The sequence below is a fragment of the Microcoleus sp. Pol8_D6 genome (assembly GCF_036700965.1).
Lineage (GTDB): Bacteria > Cyanobacteriota > Cyanobacteriia > Cyanobacteriales > Microcoleaceae > Microcoleus.
Genome location: NZ_JAUBPW010000046.1, coordinates 24,413 through 40,235, shown reverse-complemented (window position 1 = coordinate 40,235; position 15,823 = coordinate 24,413). Strand labels below are relative to the sequence as shown.

At 47.8% G+C, this 15,823-nt stretch carries 15 protein-coding genes; 6 read left to right on the top strand and 9 right to left on the bottom strand.

Annotated features, from left to right (window positions below):
• The first annotated feature begins 260 nt into the window (after window positions 1-260).
• On the top strand, window positions 261-1,436 hold the full coding sequence (locus QUA10_RS18670) for a homocysteine biosynthesis protein (protein ID WP_333081474.1): 1,176 nt from the start codon (window positions 261-263) through the stop codon (window positions 1,434-1,436).
• A gap of 252 nt (window positions 1,437-1,688) precedes the next feature.
• Here the strand turns inward: QUA10_RS18670 and QUA10_RS18665 are convergent, their stop codons facing one another.
• A complete protein-coding gene (locus tag QUA10_RS18665; protein ID WP_333081473.1) occupies window positions 1,689-2,936 on the bottom strand; it encodes a hypothetical protein in 1,248 nt (415 codons plus the stop codon).
• A gap of 583 nt (window positions 2,937-3,519) precedes the next feature.
• Between QUA10_RS18665 and QUA10_RS18660 the strand changes: the two genes are divergently transcribed.
• The 3 genes from QUA10_RS18660 to QUA10_RS18650 all read left to right on the top strand — a co-directional run bounded on the left by QUA10_RS18660 (window position 3,520) and on the right by QUA10_RS18650 (window position 6,336).
• On the top strand, window positions 3,520-4,428 hold the full coding sequence (locus tag QUA10_RS18660; RefSeq protein WP_333081472.1) for a tetratricopeptide repeat protein: 909 nt from the start codon (window positions 3,520-3,522) through the stop codon (window positions 4,426-4,428).
• 257 nt (window positions 4,429-4,685) lie between these two features.
• Window positions 4,686-5,576, top strand: coding sequence for a Uma2 family endonuclease (locus tag QUA10_RS18655; RefSeq protein WP_333081471.1), 891 nt, complete (start codon window positions 4,686-4,688; stop codon window positions 5,574-5,576).
• 181 nt (window positions 5,577-5,757) lie between these two features.
• Window positions 5,758-6,336 (top strand): hypothetical protein, encoded by a 579-nt coding sequence (locus QUA10_RS18650; RefSeq protein ID WP_333081470.1) that lies wholly within the window; start codon window positions 5,758-5,760, stop codon window positions 6,334-6,336.
• 67 nt (window positions 6,337-6,403) lie between these two features.
• Here QUA10_RS18650 and QUA10_RS18645 read toward each other — a convergent pair whose 3' ends face one another.
• The 5 genes from QUA10_RS18645 to QUA10_RS18625 form a co-directional block, all read right to left on the bottom strand.
• Window positions 6,404-6,724 (bottom strand): helix-turn-helix transcriptional regulator, encoded by a 321-nt coding sequence (locus tag QUA10_RS18645; protein WP_333081469.1) that lies wholly within the window; start codon window positions 6,722-6,724, stop codon window positions 6,404-6,406.
• A 119-nt stretch (window positions 6,725-6,843) separates the two neighbouring features.
• On the bottom strand, window positions 6,844-7,203 hold the full coding sequence (locus QUA10_RS18640) for a type II toxin-antitoxin system RelE/ParE family toxin (RefSeq protein WP_333081468.1): 360 nt from the start codon (window positions 7,201-7,203) through the stop codon (window positions 6,844-6,846).
• Window positions 7,204-7,522: 319 nt separating this feature from the next.
• On the bottom strand, window positions 7,523-9,250 hold the full coding sequence (locus QUA10_RS18635; RefSeq protein WP_333081466.1) for a succinate dehydrogenase/fumarate reductase flavoprotein subunit: 1,728 nt from the start codon (window positions 9,248-9,250) through the stop codon (window positions 7,523-7,525).
• 129 nt (window positions 9,251-9,379) lie between these two features.
• Window positions 9,380-9,694, bottom strand: coding sequence for a hypothetical protein (locus tag QUA10_RS18630; RefSeq protein WP_006633212.1), 315 nt, complete (start codon window positions 9,692-9,694; stop codon window positions 9,380-9,382).
• A gap of 352 nt (window positions 9,695-10,046) precedes the next feature.
• A complete protein-coding gene (locus QUA10_RS18625; RefSeq protein ID WP_333081465.1) occupies window positions 10,047-11,207 on the bottom strand; it encodes a pentapeptide repeat-containing protein in 1,161 nt (386 codons plus the stop codon).
• Window positions 11,208-11,493: 286 nt separating this feature from the next.
• On the opposite strand from QUA10_RS18625, the gene QUA10_RS18620 reads away from it, so the two are divergent.
• Together QUA10_RS18620 and QUA10_RS18615 are read left to right on the top strand one after the other, a co-directional pair.
• Entirely contained in the window at window positions 11,494-12,219 is a 726-nt protein-coding gene (locus tag QUA10_RS18620; RefSeq protein WP_333081463.1) for a lysophospholipid acyltransferase family protein, read from the top strand.
• Between the two features lie 99 nt (window positions 12,220-12,318).
• Window positions 12,319-13,140, top strand: coding sequence for an alpha/beta hydrolase (locus QUA10_RS18615; RefSeq protein ID WP_333081462.1), 822 nt, complete (start codon window positions 12,319-12,321; stop codon window positions 13,138-13,140).
• A 145-nt stretch (window positions 13,141-13,285) separates the two neighbouring features.
• Here the strand turns inward: QUA10_RS18615 and QUA10_RS18610 are convergent, their stop codons facing one another.
• From QUA10_RS18610 to QUA10_RS18600, 3 genes are all read right to left on the bottom strand, one after another.
• The gene (locus QUA10_RS18610) at window positions 13,286-13,993 is read right to left on the bottom strand and encodes a DUF2996 domain-containing protein (RefSeq protein WP_333081460.1); all 708 of its coding nucleotides are present in this window, start codon (window positions 13,991-13,993) and stop codon (window positions 13,286-13,288) included.
• 183 nt (window positions 13,994-14,176) lie between these two features.
• Window positions 14,177-15,064: a hypothetical protein gene (locus QUA10_RS18605; protein ID WP_333081459.1), complete on the bottom strand. Its 888-nt coding sequence runs from the start codon at window positions 15,062-15,064 to the stop codon at window positions 14,177-14,179.
• Between the two features lie 138 nt (window positions 15,065-15,202).
• On the bottom strand, window positions 15,203-15,757 hold the full coding sequence (locus QUA10_RS18600) for a hypothetical protein (protein ID WP_333081457.1): 555 nt from the start codon (window positions 15,755-15,757) through the stop codon (window positions 15,203-15,205).
• Window positions 15,758-15,823: the final 66 nt, after the last annotated feature.

Genomic DNA, 15,823 nt, shown 5'->3' with positions numbered 1-15,823 from the left:
TCCGTTATAATTTACATCTTGCATCATTATCCAGAACAGGCAAGATGCCTGTTTCACGAAGAGTGAATTTTCCTGTGGAACAGGCATCTTGCCTGTTCATAAAATCCTTATTGAGAATAGTGCAACATCTCAGTTATAATATATTGCTTTTATCTCAAACAACCAGCTCGATCGACATTCCATCAATCCAAAATCAATCCAAAATCAAAATCACTCCAAAATCAATCAATTCAAAATCTAAAATCTAAAATCTAAAATATATGAGATCGATCGACGAAATCAACGATAAAATCAGTCAGGGCAAAGCCACAGTCTGGACAATCGAAGAACTCAAAACTAGAGTTCAAGAAACCAGCATTACCCAAGCAGCCAAAGAAGTCGATGTGATTACCGCAGGCACCTTCGAGCCGATGGAATCCTCCGGTGCAATCATCAACCTCGGCCATACCGACCCGCCGATCAAAATCCGCCAGTGCTGGCTAGACGGCGTTTTAGCCTACTCCGGCTTCGGGGCAGTAGACCTGTACCTGGGAGCCACCCAAGTAGCCGAAGACGGCGAAGAATCCCGCGAACGGGGAGGCGGACACGTCATCGAAGACCTGATTGCCGGGAAACCCGTGCAGTTGCGTGCCTTGGGGCAAGTAACAGACTGTTACCCCCGCGCCTCCTTTGAAACCACGATTACCCGCGATACAATCAACCAGTTTTATTTATTCAATCCCCGCAACGCATATCAAAACTTTATTGTTGGCGTCAACGGGGGCGATCGCCCGCTGTTCACCTACCTCGGCTCCCTGCAACCAAACCTCGGCAACGCCGTCTACTCGAACCTTGGAGCCATGTCTCCCCTGCTCAACGACCCCGACCTCGAAATCATCGGCATCGGCACCCGCATCTTCCTAGGAGGCGCTCAGGGCTACATCACCTGGGAAGGAACCCAGCACTTCCCGCTGCAAAAACGCCAGCCCAACCGCACCCCCATCGGCCCTGCCGCTACCCTCGCACTCATCGGCGACGCCAAACAGATGAACTCGAAATGGGTGCGCGGCTGCTACTTCAAAAACTACGGCCCATCCCTGATGCTGGGAGTCGGCATCCCCTTCCCCGTCTTAAATGAAACAGTCGTCGCCCACTGTGCAGTATCAGACAAAAAAATAGTAGCGCCGGTGGTAGATTTCTCTATCCCCCGGCGCGTTCGTCCCACATTCGGTTTAGTTAGTTACGCTCAATTAAAGACTGGCCGCATCCTGATAGAGGGCAAACCTGTGCGGGCAGCCCCCCTTGCTAGTATGTTTCTCTCCCGGCAAGTAGCATTGGAATTGAAGCAGCAAATTGAAGCGGGTCAATTTACCCTCACGGCCCCAGTTGCTCCCCTACCCACTGACAGAGTATTTCTCCCGCAAGATTTGTGGGGCGCACAAGTCCGGCTCGAATAAAGGATTTGAGATTGCCGATTTGGCGGTTTTAGATTATTTGTGGACGCACAAGGTCTGAGAAACCGGGTTTCTTGTCCCTAGCGCGGGCCTGAAAGCTTAGGTTGTTGGTCAAGAAACCCGGTTTCTGCTCCTCGCGAGTGCGTCCAGGATTCTAGATTTTCGATTGAAGAATTCTGGTAAAAAACTGCACACATGGGAAAGTGATGCACTCACCTAAAATCTAAAATCTAAAATCTAAAATCTAAAATGGGTTCATTCCTCGATCGGCTTAGGCTTCTTAACGGGCTTAGGAAGAGGTTCCTTCGGGACACGAGGTGCTGCTGCTGCTGCGGACTTGATGGTAGGACGCCCTACAGGAGCACCGTCACCGCTGGGCCTAGGAGTAAACGGACGCTTCCCTCCTCCTTTGAAGCCACCGGGCGGCTTGCTACCAGGGGGGAATTTCCGCTTTTTAATCGGCAGGGCACCAATATTATTAGCCTGCTCAATCATCAGACTGTCAGCTTTCAATTTGACGTGGAAATCCCAAAAAAACCCGATCGCCTTTGTTCCTAAATCTCCCTTGAGTTTCAGCTTAAAAAACTTCATCTTGTCGTCATTCTTGCGGGGAGCTTGCTTGATTTTGACGATGACATACTTTTCTTGGTCTTGGGATTGATAAATCACCTCACCTCTAATCGAAAAATAGCCATCTTCAACATCAGGTTCCGAGGGAGGCAAAGATGCGGTCGATGCTTCGCCGCTAGCCTCAATCTCCGCTGCTTCCTGATTTTCCTCATCAGAGGACGGTTCGGGAGGTTTCTTGAGCGTTTCCGGCTCCCAAACTCCCATAATCTGAGCGTGCAAGTTGCCGTCTTCTTGTCTGGTGCGGGGATAGACCACCCACAAGTGTTCTTGTTCCAGCTCCAGGTGATTTTTGACTAAACTCATGACTCTACCCAGCAAAACTGCGTCGATGGCAGTTCCGTCGGCAGCTATCAGCATACCCCGGGTGAATTGCTCTTCTGATGGCGTGTAGCGGCCCCGCACCAAACCAACAGCTCGGTACTGTCTGGGTTCGCTGGGGGGGGGAATGGGATGTTGGCGCATGACGGAGGGTATGTCCTCAGCGGTCTGACTTTCGTTAGTGGCAGGCTCGGCGTTTGCGGGCGGTGCGACTGCTAGCGCTGTCGGATCGCTGACAGCTTCCGAAGGTGCTGCTTGCTCAGAGGGTGCAGGAGCATTGCTGGGCTGGTCTTGTGGCTTTGTTTTGTCCTTGTCGAGGGCAGAACTGTAGCGTGGTCGTTGCAGCTTATCCTTGGACGCTGGGGCGTCTTTTGGCGTTGCCGGTTGATTTTGGTCAACAGGTGCACCCAACGCCGAAGGCACCGAACTTTCGTCTGGTGTCTCAGGAATGGAATCTGTATCTTTAGGCGAATTGACGGCCAGTTCGCTCGGCTGATCCTTGCGAGTAGAAGTAGATTTGGACGATTTGGAAGACCGGTTGGGAGAGGGGTTCATAAAAACTCCTTGCAGCGGAGACACATCCCTTAAGGGAAATTAGGAATAAACTGAAGAAACTGCTTTAAAAACTACTAGCACCTGACAGGCGGGCTTGCGCCCGGAGGTCTGGTTGTGACCCGTCAACGCCAACTTTCAACGCTACGAGTGCCGATCGGTTCGCTGGCTGCTAAAATCCTTCCGAGGAAGGACTTTGGGAGTTGCTGACCGATCGATCCTGCGATCGCGCTGATCTGGAGTTGCTGGCTAATAGCATTTAGGATATTCAGCTTGCCTATTTTACTTAATCCAATTACCTAACGGCCTGATCCGCCATATTTTCGGTAATTTTTAGCTTGACCAGACTAAATTGGACAGACACCGCAGTCCTTGGGGCTGCAGGTCTGAGTGTCCAAAATTGTTTAGCTAGCATGGAGTTATGGGTCTGTTACCATATTAGCTGCAAGTAAAAGGCTGCTTTGTCCGTTCGGACTTTGAAGTTAAGAACTTTTATGGTTGCATGGATCTAGTTAAATGGCAGACGCCCCTGGGCGATGCGTTAATTCTTAGAAAATAGTAGATTTTAAGCTGGGATAGTTGAATTATGGAAAAAGCAAACAAGCGTCGTGGGTTGATTACTGTAGTGGTGGTGCTATCGCTCATCGCTTTTTTGGGATTTTCTCTGGTTCCCATTTTGGACAGTATTCTCAAGGCCAGCCAAGCGCAAAGTACATCAACTCCAACACCTACTCAGACGGCGCAGTCTGGGGAGAAGCAATCAGAGTTGCTGCAAGCTCAGGCTAGGGGATACGAATTGGTTTTGCAGCGGGAACCTGACAACGTAACAGCTTTGCGGGGATTGTTGCAGGTGCGGCTGGAGTTGATCGGGCAAGGAGTGGGGGACATTAAGGATGCGATCGGTCCTTTGGAAAAGTTGGCTTCGCTGAATCCCGATACTACTGAATACGGAATTTTGCTGGCTCAGGCTAAGGAACGCACGGGCGATCGCGAAGGGGCTGCTCAAGCTTACAGGTCAATTTTAGCGTCTAAGCCTGGGGAAATTAAGGCTTTGCAGGGGTTGGTGAATTTGCTGCTGGTGCAGCAGCGGCCGGAAGCTGCGATCGGACTGCTGCAAGATACGCTGAAGGCTGCTCCGGCTGCCAATCTCGCGAAACCGGAAAGTGTTGATGTAACTTCAGTGCAGTTGATTTTGGGACAGGTTTATGCTGTCCAGAAGCGCTACGAGGAGGCGATCGCAATTTACGACGAATCTGCTAAGGCTAATCCCAAAGATTTTCGCCCGACTTTAGGAAAGGCGATCGTGCTGAAGGAACAGGGCAAAACAGATGAGGCAAAAACGTTGTTCGATCGAGCTACTGAGTTAGCTCCTCCTAACTATAAAGACCAAATTAATCAGTTAGCTAGTGGCACTCCTTCGCCTTCTCCTGCGGCTACGACGACTCCCGAACCGGCTGCTTCTCCTAGTCCAGAAGGTGCGCTACCGAAACCTTAAGAAAAGTTTTAAGTGTAAGAGTTTTGAGTTGTTAGTGAAAAACTTTTAAGTTCAAAACTTAATAATTTAAACTCAAAACTACTCGCTTTCTTCTCAATTACGCAGGGCTTAGGAAAAGAAACCCGGTTTCTACGAGAAATCTTTGTTGAGCGACGACATATACAGGTCGAAACCGGGTTTCTAAGCCCTAGCCCCCAGCGTACTTTTACCGATTACCAATTACTAATTACCAATTATGTAAGACCTCGGAGGGAATTATGACTACTAGCGTTAACCGCGTTGTTCTACCTCCTGCTTTTCCAGACCACACTCAATTACCAGACTCCGACGGTACTTTTGTAAAAAATTTTCAGGAGCATCCGCAGAGCTTAATTTTAACTGATTCGATCGGGCAAATTTTGCAAGAGCGGCATCCTGACGGACAATATGCGATCGGTCAAGACTGCGGCATTTACTGGCGAGAAACTGAACCTGCGGAACAAGGTGCAGAAGCTCCTGATTGGTTTTACGTTCCGAATGTACCTCCTAACATTGACGGTCAAATTCGGCGTTCCTACGTGCTGTGGCGGGAACACATAGCACCATTAATTGCTTTGGAATTTGCTAGCGGGAACGGGGATGAAGAGCGCGATCGTACTCCTTTATCTCGCACCGATGAAGGGGTAGTCACTAAACCGGGAAAGTTTTGGGTTTACGAGCGGGTGATGCGAATTCCCTATTATGGAATCTACCAAGTTAATAATGGCAGATTAGAAGTTTATCGGTTGATTGACGGGTATTATCAACTGTTAGAACTGAATCAGCGCGGTCATTTTCCCATTGCACCTTTAGGCGTAGAATTGGGACTTTGGCAAGGCAGTTATCAAAATCAAACCATGCTGTGGCTGCGCTGGTGGGACCAGGAAGGTAATTTGCTGTTGATTGGCGATGAAAGAGCTCAATTAGAAAGATTGCGAGGGGAGCAACAGCGGGAAAGGGCTGAACAAGAAAGATTGCGAGCCGAGAGTGCAGAACAGGCACGACAAGCTGAATTTCAGGCAAGAAGGGATGCAATTCCCCGGTTGTTGGGAATGGGTTTGAGTGCCGAACAAGTGGCGGAGGCGTTAAGTTTATCCGTCGCAGAAGTGACGGAGAATGCTGGAGAGTGAGAGAGTGACAGAGAATTGGGGGAAAAGGCGATCGCTATCAATAAACTTTTTCAGGGAAACCGATGTTGACCGACATTACGCCTTTAGCTTATCAAATGGCTAGCTGCTTGCGCAAACGGCCCTGGTGCAAATAATAAATCACAAATAGTGGAAACATATTCACACAAAGAGGGCTATAGCTATGTCGGATAAATTTCCCCACCCACCAAATCCTCGCCTAAAAATGCTGATCGTTGAGGATGGAACGGCCAGTGGTCTTGACTTGCTTTACCGCCAGTTCCGTCGCAAATATCAAGTATTCAGGGCAGAATCAGGCCCCGCAGCCCTAGAAATCTTGGCAAGGGAAGGAGAATTTGCCGTCGTTATCTGCGATGCGCCGACGCCCAAAATGAGCGTGACTGAGTTCCTCCGTCTGACGGCGGTACAGTACCCCGATACGAGCCAAATTATGTTAATTAGTTATACGGAACATTTCTTTAAAGCTATTGATGCTGGCCAACTATGCCATTACATAGCTAAGCCTTGGAATCCCGAAGAGCTTAACGTTTTCGTCACTAGACTGGTTGATACTTACACTCTCCGGAAAGCGCGCACCAATGAACTGCGACAGGGCGAGAGTGCAGAGCAAGCACGACAAGCTGGATTTGGGGCAATAAGGGATGCAATTCCCCGCTTGTTGGGAATGGGATTGAGTGCCGAACAGGTGGCAGAGGCGTTAAGTTTATCTGTGGAGGAAGTTAGGCAGAATGCTGGAGAGTGAGATAGTTTTATGTGGATCGGGTTAACTTCAATTTCGAGAACCTTCTAAAATGTTAACTGTCTGCTTCTCAGCTTTTGGAAGAAGTAATAGCGAGTGCCACATCCTCGCGAGTTGCTCCCAGCGCTAGCATTGTCCTTACCATCAAATCAAGAGAAACAGACGGATCGCCAGCTTCTATTTTAGCTACCCGTGACTGACTAGATTTAATTTTCTTAGCCAAACTTTCTTGAGAAAGATTTTGACTAATGCGAAGCTGCTTCAAGCGTTTAATTAGAGACAGCTTCATCTCAATAAAAGCAATTTCTTCGGCTGAAAGTTCTAGAAAGTCTGCGGCATCTCCCACCCGCCAACCTGCTGCTTCTAAACGTTGACGTTTAATGGCATCCATTGTAAATATTACCTCTTTTTTTTATTATATGAATTGCACAGAGCAAGGATTGTGAATGGTGAATTGTCTCTCAATTTGTAAGGTGGGCAATGCCCACCCTAAAGGAAGTCCTGAAATAACTAGGTTTCTCCTGAGCTTCGATCGTACAATCTCAGTCGTTTTTGACTGTTTTCGATCGCGCGCTTAGGCGTTTTCTGGGTAGTTTTTTGAAACACCTCTGCAATGACAATAGCATCTGAGTCAATCGGGTAAATAATTCGCCACTGTTTACCGGCTTCACTATCATCGATCCGCAATTCGTGGCAGTGAGGGCTGATGCTTGGCATAGGCCGAGAGACAGGCATGGCTAAAATTTCTCCATTTTGTAACATCCTTAATAAAATCCCTGCCTCAATTCGCGCTGAGGCGGAAAAAGGGGGAGTTTTTACGGAGCCTCTGATGAGCCAAACAACATCTTTGTTCTCGCCTTGGGATTCCATAAATTAAGTAGTCTAGTCATAAAGTTTACAAATATGTCGTATCTGACATAATTATAGCGCAAGATAACTAAAAGTGGTAGAAGAGACTAAAGATTGCCGAATTTCCTCTCAATTGGTAAGGTACGCATTGCCAACCAGCCCAGTCAAGGTGCGATCGACTGATTTGCGTCATTCTAGGCGGTGGCGATCGGCAATAAACCTGGTTTATGACTGATCTCCTTTTAAAAGAATCAGATTTAACGATCGCCCGCTACCCAATTTCAAGCGTTTGAGGGATTTCTTAACAACCTTAACAGGGCTGGCAATGCCCACCTACAATTTAATACTTCCTCTCCTGTGGCTCAAACATCGTAATCGCCACCGGCATATAAGCCAAATCAATCCCCGCAGGCGAATAATACGCCATTGTATGCTTCAAGAAATTGCCGTCATCGCGCTCAGTAAAATCTTCCCGCGAATGAGCTCCCCGACTTTCCTGACGGTTCAAAGCCGAAGTTAAAATCATTTTCCCGACAATTATCAAACTCCGCAACTCCAAAGCTTCCACAATTTCCGTATTCCACAATTTGCCTTTATCGTCTAAGTAAACATCCTCATATTGTCGCTCTAAATCCTCCAATTTTTTTAAACCTTCCTGCATCAATTCGGCGCTACGAAATACGCCACAATACTCAGTCATAGTATCTTGATACTGCTGGCGCACTTGATTGATGCGGTATTTTCCGGGACGTTCTAAAAGTGCCTGAATTTGCTCTTTTGCTTCCGTAATATAACGCTGTTCGTCTACGGCAGGCAACTTGCGATTTTGTACGAATTGTGCTATGGTTGCGCCAGTAACTTTGCCGTAAACTACGCATTCCAACAGCGAATTGCTGCCCAAACGGTTCGCGCCGTGAACCGACACACAAGCTGCTTCCCCGGCGGCAAAGAAACCCTCTACCAAACTGTCAGGACTGCTGCGAACTTGCCCGCTAACATTAGTAGGAATTCCCCCCATTGAATAGTGAACGGTAGGGCGCACTGGCATTGGCTGATTTACGGCATCAATTCCTAACAAACGGTGCGCTTCTTCCCAAGCAAAAGGAATTTTGCTCATGATTTTTTCGCGTCCCATGTGCCGCAAATCTAGATAGATAAAGGGGCCGCCGGCACTACCATCCACATTAATGCCTCGACCGGCGCGAATTTCTATGGAAATTGACCGCGAAGTGATATCTCTGGGGGCTAATTCCATCCGCGACGGGGCATAATTCGCCATAAATCGATCGCCCTCTGAATTAATCAAATAAGCGCCTTCGCCCCGCACAGCCTCGGAAATCAACACTCCCACGGGATACAAACCAGTCGGGTGAAACTGCACGAATTCCATATCTTCCAACGGCAATCCCGCCATAGCAGTCATCGCCAAACCGTCTCCAGTCGAGGCATAATCGTTCGAGGTCGTGTTGTAAACTCGGCCGTAACCCCCCGTGGCAAACATCACCGCCTTAGCACGGACAACCTCAATTTGACCGTCTAGAAGGCGGTACATAACTACCCCCTTGGCTTGGCCTTCTTCCAAAATCAGGCGCGTGACATACCACTCCTGATAGATGTGAACTCCGCAGCGGCGCAGATTATTGACTAATTCGTGGAGGATGGCATGACCGGTTTTGTCGGCGGCGTAGCAGGTGCGGCGGTGGGAATGTCCGCCGAAAGCGCGCTGGGCAATTCTGCCGTCTGGGAGGCGGGAGAAGAGGACTCCCATGTGTTCTAAATCTATGACTACACCGGGGGCTTCGCGGGTGAGGATTTCTACCGCGTCTTGGTCGGCTAAATAGTCTGAACCTTTTACTGTGTCGAAGGCGTGGGCTTTCCAACTGTCATCGGGATCGACATTTTGGAGGCTGGAGGCCATGCCACCTTGGGCTGCGACGGAGTGCGATCGAATTGGGTGAGTTTTGGCGACGACAGCTACCTTTAAACTCGGGTCAGTCCGGGCAATTTCTACTGCGGCGCGGCAACCTGCTAAACCGCCGCCTACAATAATTACGTCGTGTTCTAGCATCTTTTTGAATTATTTTGAGTGTTCTGCTCAACTTATCGTGACGCAAAAAAAAACTTCCTACCAAAAGAGCAGGAAGTTTTTTAACTTTTGGTTTGAATGGAAAATCAAAAGTTAAAATTTCAAATGGGACTAGCCGGCGCTTTCGGCAGGATTCTGAAGCGACTGATTTCCCGTTGCAGAAGGTTGAGGTTCCGTACCGGGTTCTACAGCAAGCACTTCAATGTTATTTAGCAGAGTTGTAACGAAAGCAAACAGCAAGAAGGGCAGAGATAGCACTAAAATCAAGCCGACGGTTGCCAAGGCGAAGATTTGGCGGGCGCTACTCCACAAGGCCAGTGCCGACGCTAGACTTAGGAAGATGACTATCAGCCAAACAATGATTTGACCGTAAATGTCGCCAAAGGTGAGGGTACATTTAAGGCGATAGTTTTGGATATTATTCATTTTGCTCCTGGCGAGATTGCTATTAAGACTTGTGCAAAAATACTTTGACAGTGCGTCAATCCCCACTGTAGATTTATCAGTTTAGCTACCCTAGCTTGGTTTGGGGGCTATTTTAAGCATTTTTACAGAAGTCGCAACAAGACTTTATAAATTGTTGCTTTCCCTCAATATAGCAACCGCCCGTGTTAGGACGCAAGGCGTAAGACATCTGCGATCGCATGGAGTAAGTAATCAAACTCATCTAGCTGTTTACGAATTCGACTTTTGGGCGAAGATCGGCATTGTTCCATCCAAATTCAAATCAAATGAATCAACTTAACTTTTCTCTTTTGGCGACAGTTAGAGTTCGATATCAGTTGCCACAACCTTCTTTAGTTTTTGTGCCATCTGGCATTGTGACATCACAGAGGTTATTTTTACTCATTTCCGCACCGCTGAGGTCTGCCCCCATTAAGTTAGCTCTACTCATGTTGATATCTACCAATCTGGCTGCTTTTAAAATAGCATTTGTGAGGTTAGCATCAACAAGTTTGGACTTCACAAGATCGGCATTACTGAGGTTTGCCTTAATTAAAGTTGCTCCTTCCAGGTTGGCCATCCTTAGAGAAGCCTTCGTTAGATCTGCTTCCGTTAATTGAGCCATTTCCAAGTTAGAATAACTAAGGCTAGCATTAGTTAAAATGGCATTATTCAAATTAGCTCTAGACAAAGTAGCATCATTCAGCCTAGCGTTAGTTAAAAGGGCATTCTTCAAATTAGCTCTATATAAATTAGCGCGATTTAACGTAGCCTTGTTAAGATTGGCGTTTCTCAAGTTAGCACCGCTGAGATAGGCAGGAGAAATATAGATTATGTTCCCCGCACGATAACGGTCAGGACTCAGATCTGCCTCGTTAAGGTTGGCATCTGCGAGATTTGCACCTATAAGCGATACTCCTTTGAGATCGGCCTTAGTCAAGTTAGCTTTTTTGAGGTTGGCATAAGTCAGTCTAGTTCGAGTTGTTTTATTACACTTTAATATAGCTCCAGATAAGTTGGCATTTTCTAAGTTAGCGCCCGTCATATCGTTGCCTTTAAGATTGGTATCTGTCAAGTCAGCACCGCTCAGGTTAATTCCTTTCATGTTGACATCTCCTAAGTCAGCAGATCTGACATTAGCACCGCTAAGATTAGCATTGACAAGATTAGCTTTGTACAAATATACATTTTCTAAGTTAGCTCCTGCCAAATTAGCCCCCTCCAGACTCGCACCCCTTAATTGAGCGTTTGTTAAATCGCAACCTTTGCACTGTTTAGTTTCTAACAGTTGCTTGATGTGTTCCGGGTTAGCGGCCTGAGCTGGGTTTGTCAAAGTCAGGGAAGCCACAAGTAGAGCAGTAGCTTCTGGCAACCAAGCTAGAAAGCTTCCTGTTTGGTCTTGTCGCTTTAGCCATAGGGCAATAATTTTTAAGCAATCGAGATTGATTGCGGGAATGACTTTCTGGGGTAAATCGTAGCTGTAGGGTTTTGCCATGAGTGGTGCGATCGCTTTGCAACAAACAAGATCGTTCTTAGTTTACACCACAATTGTCTGAGGAGTTGCTATACCAAAGAAGCTGGGTTTTTTTGATCGGTATTCAAGGAGCGAATGCAATTTTTATTGAAAAAACTCAGTGTCTGACTATCCCATGCGTCCTGAACTATAAAGCCCAGGTAGATGGGAAAGTCTACTTTTTGAGGGAGCCCTGCCTTGGTAAAGTAATGTTAAGCTGCGTGAGAATGGAATCAACCTTTATAGCGTCGCACCTGTCTTTTCGCCCATGTCTTCAGAGAGCAAATTGCTGATTTCGCGCTGTTTCCTGGCTGGTTTGGGAACGCAGACGTTTGTGTTCCGGGAAGACCGGATTCCCCAAGAGAGTCCGGTGCTGGTGGTGAGCAATCACCGCAGTTTCTTAGATCCTGTGCTGCTGACGGCGGCTTTGGGTCGATCGATCCGCTTTGCTTGTCATCATTACATGGGTCAAGTTCCGCTAATGAGGGAAGTTGTCACGACTTTCGGCGCTTTCCCCTTGGAAGCACCGGAGCACCGACAGCAGCATTTTTTCTCTCAAGCGACAGCGCTGCTGCAAAGCGGGGAGATGGTGGGGGTGTTTCCAGAGGGTGCAGAACCGATGGTGAAGCTGACTGGACCCAATACTGTGGGGAAGTTTCAGCGAGGATTTGCTCATTTGGCTTTGCGGGCGCCGGTGCGGGATTTGGCGGTTTTGCCGGTGGCCATTAGTTCTTTTGAGGAACGCTCGGTAAGATCGGGTGTACCGCTCAAGTTGTTGAGTTTGTTTGATCCTTCGGAACCGCTGTTCGATCGCTCTGGGTGGCATCCTGTGATAATTTATCAGCGAGTTAATGTTTTAATCGGCCAGCCTTACTGGATTACTGCCGAGAGACAGCAGCAATATCAAGGCAAAAAAGCCAAAGCAGTTGTGGCTGAACTCACAGACCACTGTCAGGGAGAAATTGCACAATTACTCCAACGAGCTTGTTTGTAAGTTTGTTGGCTGTTGACTGTTGGCTGTTGACTGTGGGCTGGTGTCAGATTTCCAATCTAAAATCTAAAATCTAAAATCTAAAATCGATTGACTTGAATCATGGCAAATGCTAACAACAAGGTTCGTTTCCTAACCCCCAAACCGCCGAAACCCGATCGCCCTTTATTTGTATTTTTGCCCGGTATGGACGGGGGCGGTTTGCTGCTGCGGTCGCAAATTCCTAAATTAGCCAATCATTTCGACATTCGCTGCTTAGCTATACCGGCTGACGACATGGCTAGTTGGGAGGTACTGGTTAGCGAAACAATTGCCTTAATTGAAGCAGAAAAGCAAGCGGGAAAGCCGAAGCGGCCGGTTTATCTGTGTGGCGAGTCATTTGGGGGCTGTTTAGCGATGAAAACTGTTTTAGAAGCTCCTCAATTGTGCGATCAATTAATATTAGTCAATCCAGCTTCTTCGTTTCGACAGCAGCCTTGGGTGCAGTGGGGATCGTACCTGACTCAGTGGCTGCCGGCAAACCTTTATCCGCTGTCGGTAATCGGTTTATTGCCGATATTAGCATCATTAGGAAAAATTGGGCGCGACGATCGGCGAGCTTTGCTAGAAGCGATGCAAGCGGTACCGCAAAATACGTCTGTGTGGAGATTGGCGTTAGTGCGATCGTTTAATGTTGACGAAAATCAGTTGCGCGGCATCAAACAGCCGACGCTAGTAATTGCTAGCGGTGCAGATCGGCTGCTGCCTTCCCTAGTAGAAGCGAAGCTTTTAGTCAAGGTAATTCCCAAAGCTGAAATGGTGGTGCTGGCTAACAGCGGTCACGCTTGTTTGTTAGAAACAGATGTTAACCTTTACGGGATTATGCAAGCTCGCAATTTTTTGACCAAATCCGAAGAAAATCTGTCATTAGTCATTAGTCATTAGCTATGATTTCTCACTTCTGAGTCAGTCGGGGCAAAATTAGAGATGGGGCGAGGGGTAAAGTTTATATTACAATTAACCGGCCCTGATACTCATTAGTAAGTCCCCGAAGACAAGCCACTAACGACTAATAACTAATGACTAATGACTAATTAAGATTTAACCATTTTTGAGCGTTAAGTCGCTGGACGACGCCAAACACCATGAGGTCTAGTGTTACCTTGCGCTCATCTATCAAAAAAGGCTCTAAAGTGCTGGTTTGGGTCTTATTTTCCGCGCAGGAAAATGCTCTTTGACTTTGAATATTTTCTTGAGGAAAATACAGGTTAAATTGGCGCTCTCCTTCTTGGAATTTACCAATTACCTGCCAGCAATCCCCGGCGGAACTCATGCCAAAAACGGGGAATTTTTGCTTGGTAAAACTCACCTCTAAATCCTTAACGCCCTGCTTAGTCAAAGCAGTTTGCAAAGCGGGCAAATAATCTTGTTGAATAAATTCCGCAAAGGGCTTGTCTTCAACAGCAGGTGCTTTTTCCTTTTTAGCTTTAGCTGGGGGCTTGTCGCCTTCGGCCTTGGCTGCAGGCTTTTTAGCAGCCGTTGGAGGCTTGTCAGTGCTGGGGAAGTCGGTTGTCTCGGCAGTGTCGGAACTCGGGGCGTTCTCAATCGACGCACTGGGAGTTTCCGATTCGCCAGCGGTAGGATTTTTCGGTTCTTTGGGCTTTTTAGCAGCCGGCTGAGGCTGGTCAGTGCTGGGAAAGTCGGTTGTCTCGGCAGTGTCGGAACTCGGGGCGTTCTCGATCGACGCACTGGGAGTTTCCGATTCGCCAGCGGTAGGATTTTTCGGTTCTTCTGACATTAACGCTTCCTGTTAAAAGTGATTCGGTAAGGAGTTGGGAGTTGAGCAAGCGGGCGATCGACTTTCTTGAGGGCACACATTTTATCGCAAACCAACCTGAGAGAATGGCTAGTCAAAAAAATTTGAACTGAAAACACTCTCACAGGGCGATCGACCGCCAATATCACAACTCCTTTGGTTATTCTAAATCTCAGCGACAGCTCGTTCAATCAAACGGCGGGCTAGAGTTTGAACACCGGTGTGTTCGTAGTAGTTGGTAGTCATGTCGAGGAATGCGCCCACGTAGTCCACCTTGTCAGCAGAAATTTCCACAAAACTCTGCAAGTGGCCAAGTACGTTTTCGGGAGTCAAACCTCGATCGCTCACAAAAGAGCTCATCCAGCCAGAAACCGAGTTAAAGCTTTCGCCGATAAAGCCGAGTTGGCCTGCAGGAGAGCCCCCTGGAATCATGCTGCCGATCGACTTAAAGGCCGAATTATCTTGCAAATCGCTGGGGGAGAGTCTCTGAATCCAAGACTGAGTTGCCATGATAAAGTCTGGGCCCAAAGGAATCAAACCATCAAAGCAAACCAAAGCAGCCATCCGCATCAGGGATTCGCCGCCGTAGTCGCCCAAGGATGCGGCAAAATCGCCGATGCTGTCGCCGGGAATGCCGTTGATTTGGCAAAAAGCGAGCAACTCAGTGACTAACTTCAGAGAAAGGTCGATGGTTTGAGCTTTTTCCGGCTTGGGAGTGAGATTGCCTAGCATGGACAAAAACGGCACATTTTGGGAGACTTTGTTAGCGAGCGCGGCAGTCCCCAAAGCCTTGTCGGCACTGTCGATCGTTTGGTATAGCCAAAGAGCGCGCTGGTAGCCCTGAGACTTATCGTTGTAGAGGTATATGGCGCGCTCGCCAATTTGCTGAATCAGTTCTTCGTCTGTTTCGCCAGTAACGGTGCGAATGGTATTTTCAAAGCCAACTAAATTGTTCCACTCACCGGGAACCACAAAGTCAAGCGCTCGCAGGGCTTTGACAGTCATGTTGTCTTGAGGCAGTTGATCGACTAATTCAAAGACTGTTTTGCTCACAAAAAACTCCTTTTGCTGGAACTAAAATCAAAGATATTACTTTTGGCAGATGGCAAAAAATTCACACTCTTTTTGTGGCCAACTTAGTTTTGATAGCGCCAGACTGGAGTCGGGCGCGGAGTGTGACAAAAGAGATTGCTACTTGAGGCGGGCGAGACCGCCGAGGTTAAATTTTGACAGCCAAGCTTCGCGCTCGCTCGCGGTAAAAGAGGGACTGCGTGATTGAACTTTCACCTGATAGCGATTTGCCACTAAAACAGCGGTACCATTAGCACCCTGATTAACGGCGGGATAGCCACTGATTTGCTTGGTACTTTGCTTAAATTTTGCACCTGCGCTGGGGTTGCCGGCGATGTCGCTAATCGAGAGCACCGCGACATTTTTACCGTCTTTGTTCAACTTAGCTTCAGCAAAACCAGATTTTTCTTGAGCAAAAACGCGATCGAATCCACCGCCAGAAGCCGGGAAGTATTTATTTAACTTACCGCCTGCCACTGCCTTCTTGGGCAGGTTTTGATTACTCGCACTTGATTTATCAGCAGTTGTCTGCTGTGCTTTACCAGGTTTTTGGGTACTTTCCTGCTGGGCTTTGTCCCAGCGGGAGGGGGCTTGGGTTTGACCGCAAGCGGTCACTAACAGCAGTACCGAGATCAGGAATGGAGCTAAGATGCGGCGTGCGGGGGAAAATTGCATCGCTGTCTCCTCATTAGTAGGTTTCCATAACAATTGTGGCTCAGAATTTAGCAATTTGTGTGCTCT